Genomic DNA, 18,463 nt, shown 5'->3' with positions numbered 1-18,463 from the left:
ACACCTCCTCCACCCCCTGCGGCCCGGTCCGCTCCTAGCGTGTGGGGCATGACCCCGAGCTCCCGCTACGCCCTCGCGACGGGCGTGTCCCTCGCCACCGTCCTGTTCCTGCTGTTCGGCATCGGCGCCCTCGGCATCGTCGGCGACGGCGACCGCGACGCCGTCTACCTCGCAGCGCCCGTGGTCGCCCTGGTCGTCGCCGCGTCGACGCGCTTCCGGCCCCGCGGGATGGTGCTCGCCCTCGGCGCCGCAGCCGTCACGACCGTGCTCGCCGGCGCCGTCGCGATCGGCATGGTGGCCACCGACGACGTGGCTGCGTCGGTGGCGGACGTCGTGATGCTGACCGTCATGTACGCCGCCCTCTTCGCGGCCGCCGCGTGGCTGTTCAGCCGGGTCAGGGCGTCCGGCGCCTGAGCGTCGCCGATCCCAGGCCCAGCGCGGCCAGCGCGAAGCAAGCCACGACGAGGACGTCGCGCCACACCCGGCCCGCGTCGGCGGCTCCGACGAGCTCCTGCATCGCGTCGACGGCGTACGACAGCGGCAGCGCGTCGCTGACGACCTCCAGCACCCCGGGCATGGCGTCGCGCGGCACGAACAGCCCGCACAGCAGGACCTGCGGCAGCACGAACGCCGGCATGAACTGCACCGCCTGGAACTCCGTGGTGGCGAAGGCGCTCACCAGCAGCCCGAGCGCGGTGCCGAGGACGGCGTCGGCGACGGCCACGACGCCGAGCAGCCAGACCGGCCCCGAGACCTCGAGGCCGAGCAGCCCGACGCTGACCCCCACGGCCAGCGCCGACTGCACGGCGGCGAGCAGGCCGAAGGCGAGGGCGTAGCCGAGCAGGAGGTCAAGCCGCCCCAGCGGCATCGTCAACAGCCGCTCGAGGGTGCCGGACGACCGCTCGCGCAGGGTGGTCACGCTGGTCACGAGGAACATCACGATGAAGGGGAACATCGCCAGCAGACCGGGCCCGAAGCGGTCGAAGAGGTCGCCCGGGAGGTCCTCGAACATCCACCACAGCAGGCTGATGAGCGCGCACGGGACGACCATCAGCATCGCGAGCGTGCGGTGGTCGCGGCGGACCTGGGTGAGCACCCGGCCGGCGACGGCGAGCGTGACGCGCGGGCTCATGCGGCCTCCTCCCGCCCCTCGACGAGGCGGAGGAACGCCTGCTCGACGTCCGCGGCGCCGGTGCGGTCGCGGATCTCGGCGGGTGAGCCGTCGGCGATGATCCGTCCCCCACGCATGAGCAGCAGCCGGTGGCAGCGCTCCGCCTCGTCCATGACGTGGCTGGAGACCAGGACGGCCGCTCCGCCGTCGGCGATGCGGTGGAATAGCGCCCACAGGTCGCGGCGGAGCACCGGGTCGAGGCCGACCGTCGGCTCGTCGAGCACCAGCAGGTCCGGCGTACCCAGCAGGGCGACCGCCAGGCTGGCGCGGCTGCGCTGGCCGCCGGACAGCCGGCCGACCACCTGGTGGCGGTGATCATCGAGCCCGACCGCCGCGACGGCCTCGTCCACCGCGTCCCGGCCGACGCCGAGGACGCGCGCGAAGAAGGCGAGGTTCTCCGCCACCGTCAGGTCGTCGTAGACGCTCGCGGCCTGGGTGACGTAGCCGACGCGCGTCCGCAGCAGCGGGCTGCCGGCCGGCTCACCGAGCACCTCGACCGTTCCCGACCGGACGCGCTGGGCGCCGACGAGGCAGCGCATCAGCGTGGTCTTCCCGCACCCGCTCGGGCCGAGCAGGCCGGTGACCCCCGCCGGCACGTCGAGCGAGACGCCCGGCAGCACCTCGCGCCCGCCCCGCACGACCACGAGGTCTCGTACTTGCACGACGTTTTTCACCATGTGTTGAATTGTGCGCCGGGGCGTGGGTGCCGTCAACCCTTCGAGCGGTGCGTGGCGCAGGTTCTGGGGGCTCGGAACGTGTCTCACGCACCGCCCCAGCGAGCGTCGACAGCCGAGCGGTGCGTGACGCAGGTTCTGCGGGCGCAAAACATGTCTCACGCACCGCTCCAGCTGGGCCTGCAGGGCGAGCGGTGCGTGATGCAGGTTCCGCGGGCTGGAAACGTGTTCCACACACCGCTCCAGCAAGCGTCGACAGCCGAGCGGTGCGTGACGCAGGTTTCGGCGGCCCGAAACATGTCTCACGCACCGCCCCGGCCGGGCCTGCAGGCCAAGGGGTGCGTGGCGCAGGTTCGGGCGGCGCTAAACATGTCTCACGCACCGCTCCGGCGACGGCCCGCAGGGGGCACCGCCCCAGCAACAGGCGTCGTATGAGCGTCAGGGCAGGTCGCCGGTGAGGTAGTGCTGCAGCACCGGCCCCACCCGGGCCACCACGTCCTCGGCCGGCATTTGCGCCATCGGCGGGAGCGCGAGGACGTAGCGGGTGACGATGAGCCCGACCATCTGGCTGGCCACGAGCGGCACCCGCACCTCGGGCCGGTCGGGCACCAGGCCGGCCAGGACGGGTCCCACCACGACCGGGATGAACCCTTCGCGGACCAGTCCGCCGCTGTCGTCGGCGACGACCGAGCGGACCACGGCGAGCAGCCCGGGCTGGACCTGCGGGTCGTCCCACACGCCGAGGAAGGTGCGCAGCAGCCGTTCGCCCGCGCCGTCGGGTCCGGCGGCCACGACGGGCGCCAGGACCTCGCGCGGGTCGACGGGGATCTCCAGCGCGGCGACGAAGAGGTCGTCCTTGGTGCCGAAGTAGTGGTGCACCAGGGCGGGGTCGACGCCGGCGGAGGCCGCGACGGCGCGGATGGTCGTGCCGCGGAAGCCCCTCTCGGCGAACGACGTGCGCGCAGCGGCCAGCACCTCGGCGCGGGTGTCGGGTGCGCCCGGGCGTCGTCCGCGCGACGCGCGCGTGCTCACGGGCGGCTCACGGGCGGCTCATGGCGTGGTCACGCCCAGGTGCGACCGGGCGAACTCCAGCGACTCCACCAGGTCGGCCTCGCGCTCGGCCCGGTCGGCCGCGCGTCGGGTGTTGATCTCCAGCACGACGTGGCCGGAGAAGCCCGAGCCGGCGAGGTGCTCGAGGAGCTCCGCCGCCCGCATGATGCCGCGGCCCGGCACGAGGTGCTCGTCCTTGGCGGACCCGCTGCCGTCCGTGAGGTGCACGTGGCGCAGGCGGTCGCCCATCCGGGCGGCCATCGCGATGACGTCGCTGCGTGCGATGGCGGCGTGCGAGAGGTCGATCGTGGTGTTCGCGTACGCCTCGTCGCTCGGGTCCCAGCCGGGGAGGTACATCTCCATGCCGCGCCGCGACGAGGCCCGCCAGGGGTACATGTTCTCCACGGCGAAGGCGATGCCGGTGCGCGCCTCCAGCGAGGCGATGCCCTCGACGAAGCCGGCGGCGTAGTCCTTCTGCCACCGGAACGGCGGGTGCACGACGACCACGTCGGCGCCGACGGTCGCGGCCATCTCGGCCGACTTCTCCAGCTTGACCCACGGGTCGGTGCCCCAGACCCGCTGCGTGAAGAGCAGGCACGGGGCGTGCACGGCGCAGACCGGCACCTCGTGGTGCTCGCTGAGCCTCCTCACCGCCTCGACCTGCTGGCTCAGGGAGTCGATGCCGACCATCACCTCCACGGCGTCGTAGCCGAGCTGCGCCGCCCACCCGAAGGCGTGCGCCGTCGACTCGGGGTAGACCGAGGCGGTGGAGAGGCCGACCAGCGGCGTGGCACCCATCGTCAGCGCGGCCTCGTCACGACGGAGATCCGGTCGAGGCGCTCGAGGATGACGCCCTCGCGCAGCGCCCACGGGCAGATCTCCAGCTCGCCCAGGTCGAAGATGTCCATGCACGCCTCGGCCACCAGCGCGCCGGGGACGATCTGGTGCGTACGGCTCGGCGAGACGCCCGGCAGCTCGGCGAGCTCGTCGGAGGACAGCTCCATGAGCTTCGGGATCCAGCCCGACAGCGTCTCGTGCTCGAGGACCCGCGGCACGAGGGGGCCGTCACCGCTGGGCGCGGCGCCGCAGATGCGGGCGAGCGAGCGGAACGTCTTGGAGGTCGCGGCGGCCCGGTCGGGTACGCCGGGGCGCAGCAGGTGACCGGCGTCGCGGGCGATCTCGGCGCGGATCTGCTTGCGCAGGTCCTTGACCTCCTCCTCCGACGGCCTGCCGCCGTCGAACCACGCGCGCGCCAACCGGGCCGCGCCGAGCGGTAGCGACCAGGCCACGTCGGGGGCCTCGTCGGTGCCGCCGGCGATCTCCAGCGACCCGCCGCCGATGTCGAACACCGCCAGGCGGCCGGCCGACCAGCCGAACCAGCGGCGTACGGCGAGGAAGGTCAGCCGCGCCTCGTCCTCGCCCGAGAGGACCTCGAGCCGCACCCCGCTGTGCTCCTCGACGTGCGCCAGCACCTCGTCGGAGTTGACCGCGTCGCGCACTGCGGAGGTCGCGAAGCCCAGCATCTCCTCACAGCCCTTGTCCTCGGCGATCTCCGTCGCCGAGGCGCAGAAGTCGGTGAGCGCCTCGACGCCCTTGGCGGTGACCGCGCCGTCGCGGTCGAGGTGCTCGGCCAGGCGGAGCGGCTGCTTGTGCGAGGAGGCCGGGAGCGGGGCGGCGCCGCCGTGCGCGTCCACCACCAGCAGGTGGCCGGTGTTGGAGCCGATGTCGAGGACGCCAAGGCGCATGCCCGCCACGCTACTAGGGTGATCGAGTGCCCGAAGTCGACCTGGTCTTCCCTCGCGCGTTCGTCGAGTTCGTCGATCCCGCCGACGAGACCCAGGTCTTCCGCTGCGACCTCACGTGGCTGACGTCCGCCTACACCTGCATCTTCGGCCGCGGCTGCCAGGGCATCTACGCCGACGCCCCCGACGTCGGGTGCTGCACGCTCGGGGCGCACTTCGCCGACAGCGACGACGAGGAACGGGTCGCCGGCTTCGTCGCCCAGCTCACGCCCGACGACTGGCAGTTCCACCCGCGTCGCGCGGTGGGGAAGGCCGACTGGGTCGAGGTCGACGAGGACGGCGAGCGCAAGACGTCCACCCTCGAGCACGACGGCCAGCGGGCGTGCGTCTTCCAGAACCGCCCCGACTTCGGGCCCTCCGTCGGGCCGGGCGGCGCCGGGTGCGCCCTCCACGGGCTCGCCCTGCGCCAGGGCAGGAACCCCCTCGAGACCAAGCCCGACGTGTGCTGGCAGCTGCCGATCCGACGCCAGTTCCGCAGCGTCGAGCGGCAGGACGGCACGTCGTACACCGAGGTCTCCATCGGCGAGTACGACCGTCGGGGGTGGGGGCCGGGCGGCCACGACCTCGACTGGTACTGCTCGGGCAACACCGAGGCGCACGTCGCGGTCGAGCCGGTCTACCTCACCCACGACGCCGAGCTGGTCGAGCTGATGGGGTCCGAGGGGTACGCCGAGCTGGTCCGCCACTGCGAGGCCCACGTGCGTTCTCGCTCGGCGCTCGCCCTCCACCCGGCGGACCCCCGCCACTTTTGACCGTCTGCCGACAAAAGTTCCGGACCCGCCGTTGGAAAGTGGTTGTGACGTGCATTACCTTCGACCAGTGGCATCCCCCTCCACCTCCTCGGCCCCCCGTCCCTCCGACGCCGGCGCCGGCTCGCTCGGCATCTGGTTCGTCGGCGCCCGTGGCTCGCTGGCGACCACGGCGACCATCGGCCTGGCGGCGCTCGCGGGCCGCCTGACCGACGAGACCGGCTGCGTCACCGCCCACCCCGACCTCGACGGGCGCGGGCTCGCCGCCTGGGGCGACATCGTCGTCGGCGGCCACGACGTCGGCACCGTCCCGCTCAGCAAGCAGGCCGAGCGGCTCGTGGCCGGGGGAGTCGTGCCCGGCGTCCTCGTGCAGCAGGTCGGCCCCGACCTCGAGGCCACGGAGGCGCGCCTGCGTGCCGGCGTACGCCTCGGCGAGTCCGCCGACCAGCGCGCCGACGTCGAGCGGCTCGCGGCCGACATCCGCGAGTTCGCCGCCACCGTCGACCGGGTCGTGGTCATCGACGTGTCGAGCACCGAGCCGCCCCACGACGCCGGTGCGGACGCCGCCACGTGGGCCGACCTCGAGGCCGCCTGGGGGGCCGGACGCGCACCGCTGTCCCCCAGCTCCGCCTATGCCTGCGCGGCGCTCCTCGCCGGCGCGCCGTACGTCTCCTTCACCCCGAGCCCCGGCATGGACGTCCCCGCGCTGCGCGAGCTGGCGGACCGGTGCGGCCTGCCGTTCGCGGGCAGCGACGGCAAGACCGGCGAGACGCTGGTGAAGTCCGCCCTCGCTCCGATGTTCTCCACGCGCTCGCTCGCGGTGCGCTCGTGGACCTCGATCAACCTGCTCGGCGGCGGTGACGGCTCGACCCTGTCCGACCCCGCCGCGCGCTCCAGCAAGACCGGCACGAAGCGCTCGGGGCTCGAGGCGATGCTGGGCCACGAGGTCCCCGGGCCGATGCACATCGACTACGTCGAGGACCTCGGCGACTGGAAGACCGCCTGGGACCACATCCGCTTCGACGGCTTCCTGGGTACGCGGATGACCATGCACTTCACGTGGGAGGGCTGCGACTCGGCCCTCGCCGCACCGCTCGTGCTCGACCTCGCGCGCCTGACGGGGCGCGCCGTGGCCGTCGGCGAGACCGGGCCGCTGGCCGCGCTCGGCTTCTTCTTCAAGTCGCCCCTCGGCTCGCAGGAGCACCGCCTCGCCCAGCAGTGGGAGACGCTGCTCGCGTGGTCGCACGAGTGTGCCGAGCGGGTGTCCGGGTGAGGGTCGCCGACCTGGTCGAGCTGACCCGCGCGCCGGCCGCGTTCTCCATCCCCGGTGACGCCTGGTCGGGTGCCGCCCACGGCGCCGGCGGCCGCGGCTGGGCGATGCCGCTCGCGTCGACGTGCCTCTACTGGTCGGGAATGGCCTTCAACGACTGGTGCGACCGGGAGGTCGACGCGCGGGAGCGCCCCGAGCGCCCGATCCCCTCGGGTCGCGTCACGCCCGCTGCGGCGCTGGGCATCGCCGCCGGCCTGGGCGCCGCGGGGCTCGGCACGGCCGCGCTGCTCGGCGGGCGCTCCGCCGTGGCCATCGGCGCCCCGCTGGCGATGATGGTCGTCGCCTACGACGCGGCCGCCAAGGACGCACCGGTCGGCCCGCTCGCCATGGCGTCCACCCGCGGCCTCGACGTCCTCCTCGGCGCCCACGCCTCGCCGGCGGCCGCATGGCAGCCCGCCCTCGCGATGACCGCCCACACCGCCGGCCTGACCTGGCTCAGCCGCGGCGAGGTGCGCGGCACCCGGCCCGGCATCGCCGCGGCGGTGACGGCCGGCACCCTCGCCGTCGCGGCGGCGACCGCCCACGCCGCCCACCACGACCGTGACGCCGGGCGGGTCGCCCGCCTCGCCGGCGTCGGGCTCGCGGCGGCGTACGCCGTCGTCGTCGGCCGTGCCCAGGCGCGGGCCGCGGCCGACCCCACCGCCGACGCGGTCCGCACCGCCACCCGCACCGGCATCGGCGGCTTCTCGCTGCTCCAGGGCGCCTGGCTGGCCCGACGCGGCCGGCTCGCCGCGGCTGCGGCGGTCGTGGGCGCCGGACCGGCCTACCGCTCGCTCTCGCGCCGCTGGAGCCCGACGTGACCTCGGCGGGACACGCGCTGCGGCTCGGCTACGGCACCAACGGCTTCTCCGGCCACCGCCTGCCCGACGCGTGCGCGGTGATCGCGGGGCTCGGCTACGACGGCGTCGCGCTGACGCTGGACCAGCCGCACCTCGACCCCTTCGCCGACGACGCCGCCGCGCAGACCTCCCGTGCCGCCGCGACGCTCGCCGAGCACGGTCTCGCCGTCGTCATCGAGACCGGGTCGCGCTACGTCCTCGACCCGTGGCGCAAGCACGAGCCCACGCTGGTCAGCGACGGTGACCGCGGCCCCCGCGTCGAGCTGCTGACCCGCGCCGTGCGCATCGCCGCCGACCTGGGCGCCGAGGCGATGTCGTGCTGGTCGGGGGTGCTGCCCGAGGGCGTGACCGGCGAGGAGGGCTGGAGGCGTCTGCTCGACGGCCTCGGCCCCGTCCTCGAGCTCGCCCACGAGCTCGACGTGACGGTCTGCTTCGAGCCGGAGCCCGGCATGCACGTCGACACGGTGGACGAGGCGCTCGACCTGCGCCGCCGCCTCGGGGAGCCCGAGCACCTGCGACTGACCCTGGACCTGGGGCACCTGGTCTGCAACGAGCCGCGCAGCCCCGAGGCGTCGGTGGCCCTCGCCGGCGACCTGATCGGCAACGTGCAGGTCGACGACATGGTGCGCGACGTGCACGAGCACCTCGAGCTCGGCACGGGGACGCTCGACCTCGACGCGGTCCTGCGCGCCCTCCTCGGCACCGGCTTCGACGGGCTGGCGAGCGTCGAGCTGCCGCGCCACTCGCATGCGGCGCCGGCCGTGGCCGCCCGCCAGATCGCGGCGCTGCGCGCGTCGCTCGACCGCATCAGCGGCGCTGCTCCGACCCCGGCCGAAGGACGTACACCATGACCGAGATCCGGCCCCTGGCCGACCACGACACCATCCGGGCCGCGCTCGACGACCGCGGGCGGGCCCAGCTGGACGACCTCACCGCGGAGGTCGCCGACGATCCGTCCCGCCTCGGCCGCGCCTTCCCGGCGGCGGCACGCAGGACCGCCCGCGGGCCGCTCCCCGGCGCCGACGGCGTGCTCATCGAGGACGCCGTGCGCGTGGAGCTGGTGCGGGTGGCCGCGAGGTCCCTCGACGCCTCCGCGCTGCTCGCCGAGCTCCGGGAGGTCTACCGCTACGGCGACAACGACGAGAAGCGGGCCGTGCTGCACGCCCTCAACGGCGTCCAGGCCGCGCTACCGGGTCAGCTCGACGGCAGCGACCTGCTGCTCGACGCGCTGCGCACCAACGACACCCGCCTCGTGGCCGCCGCCATGGGGGCGCACAGCGACCGGCTGGATGACGACGCCTGGCGCCAGGGCGTCCTCAAGTGCCTGTTCACCGGCGTCCCGGTGTCGGCCGTGACGGGGCTCGCCGCGCGGGCCGACCGCGAGCTCGCCGAGATGGTGCAGCGCTACCGCCGCGAGCGCGAGGCGGCCGGTCGCGACGTGCCCCCGGACGTGCAGGCCGTCCTCGACGCCTCTGCGGCCGCCCCGCCCCGACCCTGACGCGCGCCCCGATGCCCGAACCCCACGCCGGACCCGAGCCCGACCCGATGGAGCCCTGATGCGCATCTTCGACCCGCACATCCACATGACCTCGCGCACGACCGACGACTACGAGGCCATGCACGCCGCGGGCGTGCGCGCCCTGGTCGAGCCGGCGTTCTGGCTCGGCCAGCCCCGCACCAGCGTCGGGTCCTTCACCGACTACTTCGACGCCCTCGTCGGGTGGGAGCGGTTCCGGGCGTCGCAGTTCGGCATCGCGCACCACTGCACGATCGCGCTGAACCCGAAGGAGGCCAACGACCCGCGGTGCACCGAGGTGCTCGAGGTCCTCCCGCGCTACCTCGCCAAGGACGGCGTGGTCGCGGTGGGCGAGGTCGGCTTCGACTCCATGACCGTGGAGGAGGAGAAGGCTTTCGTCCGGCAGCTCGAGCTGGCGGTCGAGTTCGAGCTGCCGGCCATGGTGCACACCCCGCACCGCGACAAGGAGCAGGGCACCCGCCGCACCCTCGAGCTCGTCGCCGACTCCGGCCTCGCGCCGGGCATGGTCGTCGTCGACCACCTCAACGAGGTCACCGTGGACCAGGTCGACCAGGCCGGCTGCTGGATGGGCTTCTCGATCTACCCCGACACCAAGATGGACGAGCACCGGATGGTCGCCATCCTCCAGCGCCGCGGCCTCGACCGCGTGCTGGTCAACTCCGCCGCCGACTGGGGCCGCAGCGACCCGCTCAAGACCGCCAAGACCGGCGCCGCGATGCTCGAGGCCGGCTTCAGCGAGGACGACGTCGACCGGGTGCTGTGGCGCAACCCCGTGGAGTTCTTCGGGCAGAGCGGCCGGCTGCTCCTCGACGACGAGGGCGCCGCCACCGACGCCTCGGCCACCTTCGAGGGCAACTCCATCCTGCGCGGCTCGCGGGACTGATCGCGATGCGGCTGCGTCACCCCGACGGGACCGTCGTGCACCTCGGCTACGGCACCAACGTGCTGCCCGCGGAGGACGTCGACGGGCTCATCGCCCAGGTCGGCACGTACGGTGACCGCCTCCGTCGTCACCTCGACACCGACCGCGTCGGGCTGGGCATGTGGCTGCCGGCCGCCGCCGCGCACCGGCTCGCCGCCGACCTCGGCGAGGTGCAGCGGCTGCGCGAGGCGATCGAGGCGCACGGCGTCGAGATGGTCACGCTCAACGCGTTCCCCTACTCGGCGTTCCAGGAGGAAATCGTCAAGAAGCGCGTCTACCACCCGACGTGGGCCGAGCAGGCCCGCCTCGACTACACCCTCGACGTCGCCCGCGTGCTGGCCGCACTGCTGCCCGAGGACGCCGCCCGCGGCAGCATCTCGACGCTCCCCCTCGCCTGGCGCGCCCCGTGGCTGGCCGACCGCCAGGCGCACGCCGAGCTGCACCTGAAGCTGCTGGCCGAGGGGCTCGCCGCCATCGAGGCCGACACCGGCCGCACCATCCGGGTCGCCTTCGAGCCCGAGCCGGGCTGCGTCATCGAGACGATCGCCGAGGCCGTCGAGCGGCTCGACTCCGCCGACCGCGAGCGCATCGGGGTCTGCCTGGACCTCTGCCACCTCGCCGTGGGCTTCGAGGACGCCACGGACGCCCTGGCCCGGCTCGACGCCGCCGGCCTCGACGTCGTCAAGGTCCAGCCCGCCGCCGCGCTGGTGGTGGAGGACCCGGCCGACCCGGAGGCGCGCGCCGCGCTGACGGCGTACTCCGAGGACCGGTTCCTCCACCAGGTACGCCAGCGGGCGGGCAGCCGTCTCGCGGCCCGCGACGACCTCCCCGACGCCCTCGAGGGCCGGCGCCCGCTCGACGACCGCTCCCCGTGGCGCGTGCACTTCCACGTGCCGGTGCACGCCGACCCCGCGGCACCGCTGCGCAACAGCCGCGCGGAGCTCCGGCAGTCGCTCGCGGCGCTCCTCGGCGGCGACACCGCCCGCACCGACCACCTCGAGGTCGAGACCTACACGTGGTCCGTGCTCCCCGACGGCGCGCCCGCCGACGACGACGCGCTCGCCGCCGGGCTCGCCGCCGAGCTCGCCTGGGTGCGCGACGAGCTCGTCGGGCTCGGCCTCACCCCGATCGACTGAGCACCGCCCCGCACCCCCGACAGCCCACCCCGGAACCACCAGAACAGGACGTCACCGTGGCCCACCCCAAGCTGCTCGTCGTCGACCTCGTCGGCCTCACCCCCGACCTGCTCACCCACATGCCGCGGCTGCGCCGCCTCGCCGACCAGGGCTCGCAGGCGACGCTGGAGCCGATCCTCCCGGCCGTCACCTGCTCGGTGCAGTCGACGTTCCTCACCGGGCAGCCGCCGTCGGGCCACGGGGCGGTCGGCAACGGCTGGTACTTCCGCGAGCTGGGCGAGGTCTTCCTCTGGCGCCAGCACAACAAGCTCGTCGAGGGCGAGAAGGTGTGGGAGACGATCCGGCGCGAGCACCCCGACTACACCGTCGCCAACGTCTGCTGGTGGTACGCCATGGGCGCGACGACCGACTACACGGTCACCCCGCGACCCATCTACTACGCCGACGGCAAGAAGGCACCCGACTGCTACACCCGCCCGCCGGAGCTGCACGACGAGCTGGTCGGCGAGCTCGGCGACTTCCCGCTGTTCACCTACTGGGGGCCGACCGCCTCGATCGCGTCGAGCGAGTGGATCATCGCCGCCACCCGCCGGCTCATGCCGCGCAGCGACCTCACCCTCTGCTACGTCCCGCACCTCGACTACGACCTCCAGCGCTTCGGCCCCGACTCGCCGGAGGCCCGGCAGGCCGCACGCGACGTCGACGCGGCCCTGGCCCCGCTGCTCGACGACGCCGAGCGGACCGGCGTCACCACGCTCGTGCTGTCGGAGTACGGCATCACCGCCGCAGACCAGCCGGTGGACGTCAACCGCATGCTGCGGCGCAACGGCCTGCTCGAGGTCTACACCCAGGACGGCATGGAGTACCTCGACCCGTGGACCTCCCGCGCCTTCGCGGTCGCGGACCACCAGGTCGCGCACGTCTACGTCGACGACCCCTCCGACCTCGAGCGGGTCCGCGCCCTCTGCGCCGACCTCCCGGGCGTCGACGAGGTGCTCGACCGCGCGGGCCAGGCGGCGTACGGCCTCGACCACGAGCGCTCCGGCGACCTGGTGCTGGTCGCCGACGAGACGGCCTGGTTCACCTACTACTACTGGCTCGACGACGCGCGCGCGCCCGACTTCGCCCGGGGCGTGGAGATCCACCGCAAGCCCGGCTACGACCCCGCCGAGCTCTTCTTCGACCCCGAGGACAAGGCGGTCAAGCTCAAGGCGGGCCTGACGCTGGCCAGGAAGATGGCCGGGCTGCGCTACGCGATGAAGGTCGTCCCGCTCGACCCCTCCCCGGTCCGGGGCACCCACGGGCGCCTGCCGAAGGAACCGGCCGGCGGTCCGATGCTGGTGTGCAGCACCCCCGGCGCGGTCGCGGGCTCGGTGCCGGCCACGGACGTGCGGGACCTCCTCCTCCGGCTCGCCGGCACCTCTTGACATCAAGAGAACACCACCCCGATGTCCACATCCGCGGCGAACAGGCTCACAATCTGTTCATGCGCCTGGACCACGTCAGCTTCGCCGCCGGACCTGATGGACTCGCCAGCACCGCCCAGCGCATCGGGGGGCTGCTCGGCACGCACTTCATGGACGGCGGCGTCCACCCACGATTCGGCACCCGCAACATGATCCTGCCGCTGGCGGGCGACACCTACTTCGAGATCGTCGAGGTGCTCGACCACCCGGCCAGCGACAAGGCTCCCTTCGGCCAAGCCGTCCGTGCCCGCTCCGCGCTCGGCGGCGGCTGGATGGGCTGGGTCGTCTCCGTCGACGACATCGCCCCGATCGAGGCACGCCTGGGCCGCGAGGCCGTCAAGGGCAACCGGCACCGCCCCGACGGCACCGAGCTGGTGTGGCAGCAGATCGGCGTGAACGGCCTGATCTCCGACCCGCAGCTGCCGTTCTTCATCCAGTGGCAGTCCCCGTCGGAGATGCACCCCAGCGCGGGCGCCACGGGCGACTACTCGCTGGCGTGCCTGGAGATCGCCGGCGACCCGCAGCGGGTCAGCGAGTGGCTCGGGGAGACGGTCGAGGCGCCCCTGGAGGACGTCAAGGTCGAGTGGGTCGCCCCCAACGGCACCCCCGGGATCGTCGCCGTGCAGATCCAGACCCCGCACGGCCTGGTCCGGATCTGACGGTGAGGGCGCGGCCCTCACCCAACATCTGGAACACCCCCGAGCTCTACGAGCTCGAGAACCGTGCGGCCGACCCGCACGACCGCATCGCCACGGCCATGCGCGAGATCGGCGACTGGACCGGGCGCACCGTCCTGGACGTCGGCTGCGGCAGCGGGTTCCACCTGCCGGTCTGGGCGCGCGACGCGGCACGGGTCGTCGGGGTCGAGCCGCACCCGCCGCTCGCCGCGCTCGCCCGACGTCGTACGCGGTCGCTGGCGCACGTGACCGTGCTCGAGGGCACCGCCCAGGCGCTGCCCCTCCCCGACGCGTCGGTCGACGTGGCCCACGCCCGGTGGGCCTACTTCTTCGGCCCCGGCTCCGAGCCCGGGCTGCGCGAGCTGGAGCGAGTCGTGCGACGCGGCGGCACGGCGTTCGTGATCGACAACGACCCGACGAGGTCGACGTTCGGCCGCTGGTTCCGCCGCGGCTTCCCCGAGGTCGACCCCGTCGCGGTCGAGCGGTTCTGGTCGATGCACGGCTGGCGGCGCCGCCCCATCGACATGGGCTGGTCCTTCGCCACCCGGGAGGAACTCGAGCAGGTCGTGCGCATCGAGCTGCCTCCGCCGGCAGCCGACGAGGCGCTGGCCTCGCACACCGGCACCGAGGTCGACTACGCGGTCAACCTGTGGTGGCGCCACTTCTGAGCGACATGCCGGCCCCGACCCGGGGTACCTCGTGGGTGTCGGTGAGCGCCGACACCGGTCGAGAGGAGCCAGTCGTGGCCGAGGAGAAGGGCAAGGGCAGCAAGACGGCGAAGAAGGCGAACGCCAAGGCCAGCAAGGAGGGCGAGTCCAACCCGCGCAAGTCGTCGGCCGCGCAGTCCGAGCTGGGCAAGAAGGGCGGCAAGTCCAACAAGAAGTCCGGCTAGGTCCTCGGCGGCGGCTCGGGCTGGCTGGACTCACGGATCGCGAGCGTCGGCTCGAGGAGGACGCCGCGGGTCACGACGGGCTGGTGCGACAGCAGCGCCCGGAGCGTCCGGACGATCTCGACGGCCACGTCCTCCAGCGGCTGGCGCACCGACGTGAGCCCGACCGGGTAGACCTGCGCCACCTGGGAGTCGTCGAAGCCGACCACGGCGATGTCGCGCCCCGGGGCGAGCTGCCGGATCCACAACGTGTGCAGGACGCCCATGGCGAGGGTGTCCGAGGCGCACACGAAGGCGGTGGGGCGCGACTCGTCGAGGAGGACGGCGGCTGCCTCGGCGCCGCTGTGCACGACGTCCTCGACCCGGGAGGCGAGGCCGGTGGTGGAGAGCCCGTTGGCGTGCATGGTGCGCACCCAGCCGGAGCGGCGGTCCTCGCCGATCGGGGAGTCCTTGCGCCAGCCGATCCACGCGATCCGGGTGTGGCCGCGGTCGATGAGGTGCTGGGTGGCGAGCGCGATGCCGGCTGCCCCGTCGACGTCGACCCACACGTGCCGGGCGCCCTCGTCGTCCCACGGCCGGCCGAAGGCGACGAACGGCGCCCGCTGCTGGCTCAGCCAGGCCGCCTGGGGGTTGCCGAGGTAGGTGTCGGTGACGACGAACGCGTCGACGGCGGTCGAGCGCAGCAGGTTGTCGTAGCCCCCGACCGGGTCCTCGTCGTCGCCGGGGAACAGCAGCACGTGGTAGCCGGCCTCCTCGCTCGCCTCGACCAGCGAGTGCACGAAGCGGTCCATCGCGGCGTTGGCGGTGCCCTCCTGGACGGCACCGAAGCGCAGACCGATGAGCTGCGAGGTCCGGGTGCGGAGGTTGCGCGCCGCGCGGTTGGGCGAGTAGCCGAGCTCGGCGATCGTCTGCCGCACGCGCTCGAGGGTGTCGGGCCGCAGCAGGTCGGGGTTGTTCACGGCGTTGGAGACCGTCTGGCGGGAGACTCCGGCACGCTCCGCCACGTCGGCGAGGGTGGGCGGCGTCACCGGCAGGTGGCCGCCCGGGCGGTGCTCGCTGCGAGCCATCCCTCCCCCTCCCGAGCCCTGGACCGATCGGCGTCAGCATAAGCCTGACGCCGACCGGCGACGCGGGACGCTCCGCACGGAGCGCGGGAAAGGTCGAGCGGCCGCGCGGGGACGCGTGGCCGAGCGCCTCCGCGGGCGCGTGTCCGAGCGGCGCGGGTCTCCGGCGCGCCGGCGTACGCCGTCCCCGTGCTGTCGGTGGCCTCGCCTAGCGTTGCGCCCATGTCGACGAAGGCCAAGGCCCGCCCCTCCTACCGCTGCTCGGAGTGCGGGTGGGAGACGGCGAAGTGGGTGGGCCGCTGCGGCGAGTGCCAGGCCTGGGGCTCGGTCGCCGAGGCCGGTGCGCCCACGCTGCGGGCGGCGGCCGGCCCGGTGTCCACCCCGGCGGTCCCGATCGCGCAGGTGCCCGTCACCGAGTCCGTCGCACGCGCCAGCGGGGTGCCCGAGCTCGACCGCGTGCTGGGCGGCGGGCTGGTGCCGGGCGCGGCCATCCTGCTGGCCGGTGAGCCGGGCGTGGGCAAGAGCACGCTGCTGCTCGAGGTGGCCGCGCAGACCGCGCGCACCCGCCAGCGCACCCTCTACGTCACCGGCGAGGAGTCGGCCGCCCAGGTGCGGCTGCGGGCCGACCGCACCGGCGGCGTGCACGACGAGCTGTTCCTCGCCGCGGAGACCGACCTCGGCGCGGTGCTGACGCACATCGAGGACGTCCGGCCGACCCTGCTGGTCGTCGACTCGATCCAGACGATCGGCGCCTCGGGGATCGACGGCGTCCCGGGCGGCGTGACCCAGGTCAAGGAGGTCGCCGCCGCGCTCATCCGCGTGGCGAAGACCCGCAACATCACCACGATGATCGTGGGCCACGTGACCAAGGACGGCTCCATCGCCGGCCCGCGCGTGCTCGAGCACCTCGTCGACGTGGTCCTCCACTTCGAGGGCGACCGCAACTCGCGCTTCCGCATGGTCCGGGCCATGAAGAACCGCTACGGCCCCGTCGACGAGGTCGGCTGCTTCGACCTCTCCTCGGAGGGCATCCAGGCCGTCACCGACCCGACCGGCCTCTTCGTCGAGCACCACACCCAGGACGTCTCCGGCACCTGCGTGGCCGTGACCATGGAGGGGCGCCGGCCGCTGCTCGCGGAGGTGCAGGCACTGCTCACCCCATCGCCGCTCGAGCGCCCGCGACGCACCGTCTCGGGCGTGGAGTCCTCGCGGGTCGACATGGTGCTCGCGGTCCTGCAGCGCCACGCCCGGCTGCGCATCGCGGGCAGCGACACGTTCGTGGCGACCGTCGGCGGTGCCAAGCTGCACGACCCGGCCGCCGACCTGGCCATCGCGGTGGCGGTCGCGAGCTCCCACCTCGGCATCGCCGCCCCGCGCGGCGCCGTGGCCATCGGCGAGATCGGCCTGGCCGGCGAGCTCCGCCGCGTCCGCGACCTGCCCCAGCGCATCGCCGAGGCCTCGCGCCTCGGCTTCAAGGTGGCGGTGGTCCCCCGCGGCCGCGCCCTGCCGAGCGAGCGCGGCATCCCCTCGCGCCGCACGGTCGACGGCCTCCGCGTCATCGAGGTGGACGACGTGGTGGGGGCGCTGCTGACCCTCGAGCTGACCCCGCCGCTCTGACCCGCCGCCCCGACGTGCCACTCCCCCGGCGGCTCCGCCGGCCTCCCACCTGCCGCCCCGGCGGGGCCGACCGCTGGGAAGGATCCGTCCCACCGGGGTCGCCACCCCTACACTTCACCCGATGGCGCACCGGGGCGCCGAGGAGACGGCAGGTGGAGGACCGGTGGCCGAGCGCATCGACGAGCAGCTGAGGCTGCGCGCGACCCTGGCGTCCATCGCACCCGGTACGCCGCTGCGCGACGGCCTGGAGCGGATCCTCCGCGGCCGCACCGGCGCCCTCATCGTGCTCGGCCAGGACAAGACCGTCGACTCGATCTCGACCGGCGGCTTCACCCTCGACGTCCCCTTCACCGCCACCGGCCTGCGCGAGCTGGCGAAGATGGACGGCGCGATCGTCGTCGACAAGGACCTCACCCGCATCCACCGGGCCGCGGTCCACCTCATGCCCGACCACACGATCCCGTCGGAGGAGACCGGCACCCGGCACCGCACGGCGGAGCGGGTGGCCAAGCAGACCGGCCACCCCGTCATCTCGGTGTCGCAGTCGATGCAGATCATCGCCGCCTACGTCGGCGACATCCGCCACGTCCTCGAGGACTCCGGCAAGATCCTCACCCGCGCCAACCAGGCCCTCGCCACGCTGGAGCGCTACAAGCTCCGCCTCGACGAGGTGTCCGCGACCCTGTCGGCGCTGGAGATCGAGGACCTCGTCACGGTGCGCGACGTCGCCGTCGTGGCACAGCGCCTCGAGATGGTCATCCGCATCGCCCGGGAGATCGAGGACTACGTCCTCGAGCTCGGCACCGACGGCCGGCTGCTGTCGCTCCAGCTCGAGGAGCTCGTCACCGGGGTCGACGCCGAGCGCGAGCTCGTGGTCCGCGACTACCTCCCTGGCGGTCGGCGCCGCCAGGCCAGCCCCGAGTCGCACCTCGCCGAGCTCGAGGGCCTCTCCCCGACCGAGCTGGTGGACCCCGCTGCGGTGGCCCGCACCATCGGTCTCGGGGGTGCCGAGCACCTCGACGCCGCCGTCGCGCCCCGCGGCTACCGGCTCCTCGCCAAGGTGCCGCGCCTCCCGGCGGCCGTCGTCGACCGGCTCGTCGACCACTTCGGCGGTCTCCAGCAGCTGCTGTCGGCCGGCATCGACGACCTGCAGGCCGTCGAGGGCGTCGGCGAGCTGCGCGCCCGCAGCGTCCGTGAGGGCCTGTCCCGCCTCGCGGAGTCGAGCATCACCGAGCGCTACATCTGACGCCCGCCCCTGCCGGGCGGCCGCGGCCGCGCGCCGTCGCTCCTGCGTCATACGAACCCGCACCCATACGTACGCCTCCGCATGACGCTCGCCCCGGCCCCGCCCCTGCGTCATACGAACCCGCACCCATACGTACGCCTCCGCATCACGCCCGCCTCGGGCCGGCGCTTGCGTCATACGAACCCGCACCCATACGTACGCCTCCGCATCACGCCCGCCGGCGCCGCCTCGGCCCGCGCCTGCGTCATACGAACCCGCACCCATACGTACGCCTTCGCATGACGCCCGCCGGCG

General features: G+C 74.0%; 20 protein-coding genes. 14 read left to right on the top strand and 6 right to left on the bottom strand.

Features of this window, described 5'->3' with window-relative positions:
• Positions 1-48: 48 nt before the first annotated feature.
• Positions 49-414: a hypothetical protein gene (locus J3P38_RS10630; protein ID WP_210503527.1), complete on the top strand. Its 366-nt coding sequence runs from the start codon at positions 49-51 to the stop codon at positions 412-414.
• On the opposite strand, the gene J3P38_RS10625 is transcribed toward J3P38_RS10630, so the two are convergent.
• The 5 genes from J3P38_RS10625 to J3P38_RS10605 form a co-directional block, all read right to left on the bottom strand.
• Positions 395-1,132 (bottom strand): ABC transporter permease, encoded by a 738-nt coding sequence (locus tag J3P38_RS10625; protein ID WP_210503526.1) that lies wholly within the window; start codon positions 1,130-1,132, stop codon positions 395-397. The two genes, J3P38_RS10630 and J3P38_RS10625, sit on opposite strands and share 20 nt — an antisense overlap.
• Positions 1,129-1,833, bottom strand: a complete 705-nt coding sequence (locus J3P38_RS10620; RefSeq protein WP_307807846.1) for an ABC transporter ATP-binding protein — start codon at positions 1,831-1,833, stop codon at positions 1,129-1,131. Before J3P38_RS10620 ends, J3P38_RS10625 begins: the two co-directional genes overlap by 4 nt.
• Positions 1,834-2,283: 450 nt before the next feature.
• On the bottom strand, positions 2,284-2,877 hold the full coding sequence (locus J3P38_RS10615) for a TetR/AcrR family transcriptional regulator (RefSeq protein WP_210439715.1): 594 nt from the start codon (positions 2,875-2,877) through the stop codon (positions 2,284-2,286).
• A gap of 18 nt (positions 2,878-2,895) precedes the next feature.
• Positions 2,896-3,693: a sugar phosphate isomerase/epimerase family protein gene (locus J3P38_RS10610; protein WP_210503524.1), complete on the bottom strand. Its 798-nt coding sequence runs from the start codon at positions 3,691-3,693 to the stop codon at positions 2,896-2,898.
• A gap of 2 nt (positions 3,694-3,695) precedes the next feature.
• Entirely contained in the window at positions 3,696-4,640 is a 945-nt protein-coding gene (locus J3P38_RS10605) for a Ppx/GppA phosphatase family protein (protein ID WP_210503523.1), read from the bottom strand.
• A 26-nt stretch (positions 4,641-4,666) separates the two neighbouring features.
• Between J3P38_RS10605 and J3P38_RS10600 the strand changes: the two genes are divergently transcribed.
• The 11 genes from J3P38_RS10600 to J3P38_RS10550 all read left to right on the top strand — a co-directional run bounded on the left by J3P38_RS10600 (position 4,667) and on the right by J3P38_RS10550 (position 14,245).
• Positions 4,667-5,449 (top strand): hypothetical protein, encoded by a 783-nt coding sequence (locus J3P38_RS10600; RefSeq protein WP_210503522.1) that lies wholly within the window; start codon positions 4,667-4,669, stop codon positions 5,447-5,449.
• Positions 5,450-5,516: 67 nt separating this feature from the next.
• A complete protein-coding gene (locus tag J3P38_RS10595; protein ID WP_210503521.1) occupies positions 5,517-6,719 on the top strand; it encodes an inositol-3-phosphate synthase in 1,203 nt (400 codons plus the stop codon).
• A complete protein-coding gene (locus J3P38_RS10590; protein ID WP_210503520.1) occupies positions 6,716-7,576 on the top strand; it encodes an SCO3242 family prenyltransferase in 861 nt (286 codons plus the stop codon). Before J3P38_RS10595 ends, J3P38_RS10590 begins: the two co-directional genes overlap by 4 nt.
• Positions 7,573-8,466 carry a sugar phosphate isomerase/epimerase family protein gene (locus tag J3P38_RS10585; protein ID WP_307807845.1) on the top strand — a complete coding sequence of 298 codons (894 nt, stop codon included), beginning with the start codon at positions 7,573-7,575 and terminating at the stop codon, positions 8,464-8,466. The genes J3P38_RS10590 and J3P38_RS10585 overlap by 4 nt, the downstream gene beginning before the upstream one ends.
• Positions 8,463-9,113 carry an EboA domain-containing protein gene (locus J3P38_RS10580; protein ID WP_210503519.1) on the top strand — a complete coding sequence of 217 codons (651 nt, stop codon included), beginning with the start codon at positions 8,463-8,465 and terminating at the stop codon, positions 9,111-9,113. Before J3P38_RS10585 ends, J3P38_RS10580 begins: the two co-directional genes overlap by 4 nt.
• Before the next feature lie 58 nt (positions 9,114-9,171).
• Positions 9,172-10,035 (top strand): TatD family hydrolase, encoded by an 864-nt coding sequence (locus J3P38_RS10575; RefSeq protein ID WP_210439708.1) that lies wholly within the window; start codon positions 9,172-9,174, stop codon positions 10,033-10,035.
• 5 nt (positions 10,036-10,040) lie between these two features.
• Complete coding sequence (gene eboE / locus J3P38_RS10570; RefSeq protein ID WP_210503518.1) at positions 10,041-11,210, top strand: metabolite traffic protein EboE; 1,170 nt, start codon at positions 10,041-10,043, stop codon at positions 11,208-11,210.
• A gap of 56 nt (positions 11,211-11,266) precedes the next feature.
• Positions 11,267-12,637 (top strand): alkaline phosphatase family protein, encoded by a 1,371-nt coding sequence (locus J3P38_RS10565; protein ID WP_210503515.1) that lies wholly within the window; start codon positions 11,267-11,269, stop codon positions 12,635-12,637.
• Positions 12,638-12,696: 59 nt separating this feature from the next.
• Entirely contained in the window at positions 12,697-13,335 is a 639-nt protein-coding gene (locus J3P38_RS10560; RefSeq protein WP_210439705.1) for a VOC family protein, read from the top strand.
• 2 nt (positions 13,336-13,337) lie between these two features.
• The gene (locus J3P38_RS10555; RefSeq protein WP_307807844.1) at positions 13,338-14,021 is read left to right on the top strand and encodes a class I SAM-dependent methyltransferase; all 684 of its coding nucleotides are present in this window, start codon (positions 13,338-13,340) and stop codon (positions 14,019-14,021) included.
• A gap of 74 nt (positions 14,022-14,095) precedes the next feature.
• Entirely contained in the window at positions 14,096-14,245 is a 150-nt protein-coding gene (locus J3P38_RS10550) for a hypothetical protein (protein ID WP_210503514.1), read from the top strand.
• On the opposite strand, the gene J3P38_RS10545 is transcribed toward J3P38_RS10550, so the two are convergent.
• Positions 14,242-15,309: a LacI family DNA-binding transcriptional regulator gene (locus J3P38_RS10545; RefSeq protein ID WP_210439703.1), complete on the bottom strand. Its 1,068-nt coding sequence runs from the start codon at positions 15,307-15,309 to the stop codon at positions 14,242-14,244. The genes J3P38_RS10550 and J3P38_RS10545 overlap by 4 nt on opposite strands.
• Before the next feature lie 219 nt (positions 15,310-15,528).
• On the opposite strand from J3P38_RS10545, the gene radA reads away from it, so the two are divergent.
• Positions 15,529-16,923 (top strand): DNA repair protein RadA, encoded by a 1,395-nt coding sequence (gene radA, locus J3P38_RS10540; RefSeq protein WP_210503512.1) that lies wholly within the window; start codon positions 15,529-15,531, stop codon positions 16,921-16,923.
• A 121-nt stretch (positions 16,924-17,044) separates the two neighbouring features.
• A complete protein-coding gene (disA, locus tag J3P38_RS10535) occupies positions 17,045-18,169 on the top strand; it encodes a DNA integrity scanning diadenylate cyclase DisA (RefSeq protein WP_210439701.1) in 1,125 nt (374 codons plus the stop codon).
• Positions 18,170-18,463 lie beyond the last annotated feature (294 nt).

The organism is Nocardioides xinjiangensis (assembly GCF_017916455.1).
Taxonomy (GTDB): Bacteria; Actinomycetota; Actinomycetes; order Propionibacteriales; family Nocardioidaceae; genus Nocardioides; species Nocardioides xinjiangensis.
Note: the sequence above shows the minus strand (reverse complement) of the source record. Positions and strands in the feature narration are given on the sequence as shown.

Excerpts from the sequence above, each read along its gene's own strand:
- eboE (WP_210503518.1), top strand. The coding sequence starts at position 10,041 with ATGCGGCTGCGTCACCCCGACGGGACCGTCGTGCACCTCGGCTACGGC.
- J3P38_RS10610 (WP_210503524.1), bottom strand. The coding sequence starts at position 3,693 with ATGGGTGCCACGCCGCTGGTCGGCCTCTCCACCGCCTCGGTCTACCCC.
- J3P38_RS10545 (WP_210439703.1), bottom strand. The coding sequence starts at position 15,309 with ATGGCTCGCAGCGAGCACCGCCCGGGCGGCCACCTGCCGGTGACGCCG.
- J3P38_RS10630 (WP_210503527.1), top strand. The coding sequence starts at position 49 with ATGACCCCGAGCTCCCGCTACGCCCTCGCGACGGGCGTGTCCCTCGCC.
- J3P38_RS10580 (WP_210503519.1), top strand. The coding sequence starts at position 8,463 with ATGACCGAGATCCGGCCCCTGGCCGACCACGACACCATCCGGGCCGCG.
- J3P38_RS10605 (WP_210503523.1), bottom strand. The coding sequence starts at position 4,640 with ATGCGCCTTGGCGTCCTCGACATCGGCTCCAACACCGGCCACCTGCTG.
- J3P38_RS10575 (WP_210439708.1), top strand. The coding sequence starts at position 9,172 with ATGCGCATCTTCGACCCGCACATCCACATGACCTCGCGCACGACCGAC.
- J3P38_RS10560 (WP_210439705.1), top strand. The coding sequence starts at position 12,697 with ATGCGCCTGGACCACGTCAGCTTCGCCGCCGGACCTGATGGACTCGCC.
- J3P38_RS10625 (WP_210503526.1), bottom strand. The coding sequence starts at position 1,132 with ATGAGCCCGCGCGTCACGCTCGCCGTCGCCGGCCGGGTGCTCACCCAG.
- radA (WP_210503512.1), top strand. The coding sequence starts at position 15,529 with ATGTCGACGAAGGCCAAGGCCCGCCCCTCCTACCGCTGCTCGGAGTGC.
- disA (WP_210439701.1), top strand. The coding sequence starts at position 17,045 with ATGGCGCACCGGGGCGCCGAGGAGACGGCAGGTGGAGGACCGGTGGCC.